The sequence below is a fragment of the Streptomyces sp. NPDC005899 genome (assembly GCF_040629645.1).
GTDB lineage: Bacteria > Actinomycetota > Actinomycetes > Streptomycetales > Streptomycetaceae > Streptomyces.
In genome coordinates, this window is sequence record NZ_JBEXWB010000616.1 from 1 (window position 1) to 2,000 (window position 2,000).

The 2,000-nt window shown below is 72.5% G+C and carries 3 protein-coding genes; all 3 read right to left on the reverse strand.

Annotated elements, in window-relative coordinates; translation table 11 throughout:
- Positions 1 to 376 precede the first annotated feature (376 nt).
- A complete protein-coding gene (locus tag ABZ371_RS32065; RefSeq protein ID WP_358686346.1) occupies positions 377 to 733 on the reverse strand; it encodes a GNAT family N-acetyltransferase in 357 nt (118 codons plus the stop codon).
- A 44-nt stretch (positions 734 to 777) separates the two neighbouring features.
- On the reverse strand, positions 778 to 1,203 hold the full coding sequence (panD, locus tag ABZ371_RS32070) for an aspartate 1-decarboxylase (RefSeq protein ID WP_358686349.1): 426 nt from the start codon (positions 1,201 to 1,203) through the stop codon (positions 778 to 780).
- A gap of 504 nt (positions 1,204 to 1,707) precedes the next feature.
- The coding region (locus ABZ371_RS32075; protein ID WP_358686350.1) for a hypothetical protein at positions 1,708 to 2,000 on the reverse strand (293 nt) is incomplete at its 5' end.

Below are 2,000 nucleotides of genomic sequence, written 5' to 3' on the forward strand. Positions count from 1 at the left end.
GGACGGCACCGGCGTGGGCCCCGGGGCGGGCGGCGTGGGCACCGGCGAAGGCGGCCCCGGCACGGGCGGCGCCGGAGCCGGCGGTACGGGGTCGGGAATCGGATGGGTCATCTCGGGCCTCCTACAGCAAACAGACGTACGAGCGGATCGAGATGGATCTCATCTCCACCGTCTCCCGGTGCGGCTGCCCGCGCCTGCCGAGTCCATACCTGCGCCCCACCCGACCGGGTGCCCGACTCATCGGGGCCCGACTCATGCGGCCCCTGCCCCGGGCCGCCTCCGTGCCCGATCGGCATTCCGCCCGTCGCCCGCATGGCGTCGTGCGCGACCGGCCCCGTCGCCCCGCTTCGGTCCTCGCGTCCGCGTCCCGCCGGGATCAGAGCAGCTCGGGGTGCGACTCGAGCTGCCTCCGCGCCTCCCGCACGAGCTCCTCCGGAGCCTCGGGCGCCTGCTCCGGGTGGCGAAGGGCCCACTTCGCGACGTACGGGCACAGCGGCACGACGGGAACGCCCTCGCGTGCCGCCATGGCGTAGAACTCGCGGGCCAGCGCGCCCGCGATGCCCTTCCCCTCGTACGCCGGCTTCACGACGGTGTGGACGGGGACCAGCGCTCCCGGCGCGGGGTACATCGCGAAGTACGCGACGGTCCCGGCGGCCGTACCGTCCTCGTGGGCGACCAGCTTGCCGTGCTCACGATCGTCGCGGATCTCGACCGATGTGTTCTCCACTGCCATGTCGTCGCTCCTCGTGCGCCGGACGCCTGTCGGGAAGGGAAGGGTCAGCCCCGCGCGGGAACCGCGTGCGGACTGCGTTCCGTGCGGGTGCCCGGCACGGGTGCCGACGCGTCGGCGCCGAGGGCGACGATGCGGTTGTCCGCGTCGACGTGCACGACGCTCGGCTTCAACTCGCGGGCCTCGGCGTCGTCGACCTGGGCGTAGCTGATGAGGATGACCAGGTCACCGGGGTGCACGAGGTGGGCGGCGGCCCCGTTGATACCGATGACCCCGGAACCCCGCTCGCCCTCGATGACGTACGTCTCGAGCCGGGCCCCGTTGTCGATGTCCACGATGTGCACGAGCTCACCCGGCAGGAGGTCGGCGGCCTCCATCAGATCGGCGTCGATCGTCACGGAGCCGACATAGTGCAGGTCGGCCTGGGTCACGGTTGCGCGATGGATCTTGGACTTGAACATCGTACGCATCATCGAGGTGCTCCTGAACTAGGCTTCCTGCCTACGAATGTGCAGGTCAGGTGCTGTTTCCCTACCTTACAACCAGTCGCGTGCCCGGGCAGCTTCCCCGGGTTCTCAGGACTCGTGCTCACCACTCACCCACGCCCCCTGATGCCCCGTCAGGAAGGTCCGGGGGAACATGGCTCCCCCCCCGGGCCCCCATCGCGACGACTGCACAAGACTAAGCAGCTTCACCGGGAGGATGCCCGTGATCAGCGTCACTCCGACGGTCCGGGCGGCGGTCAGGAACGAGGGCGTCCCAGCTGTGCGTCGACGTGGGAACCCACGTCCTCACCACCGGCCGCCGTCAGGACGCCCTTGACGAGGCCATGCAGCACAACGGCGGCGACATCAACGGCGGTGCGGGGTGACGCCGCCGGCCTGGACCGCGTGCACGGCACCGTCGAGCGGGAGAAGGCGGGAGAAGGCGGGAGAAGGGAACGGCAGGTCTTCGGGGAGCGCGCGGGTCCACGTCGGCTACGTGCCGGTGGGCCGCCCGGAGGCGCCGACCGGCGTGTGTGCCGTGCGGGCGTGGTGGACCGCTTCCTGCGGTGTCAGCCGGGCGCCCCTCCCGTACGCCTCCGAGAAGGCGTCCGCCCCGAGCGCGGCCCGGGCCGAGGTGGTGATGCGGTCGACGTCGGCCCGTTCGGCGGGCGGCAGGGGGGCCCCGGCCCTGCCGCGGGCGGCCGCCGCCGCCCCCAGGAGGACGGCCGCGCGGGCGCCGGGGTAGCCCTTCCCCCCGGCCACGAACTCCCAGTCACCGCAACCCC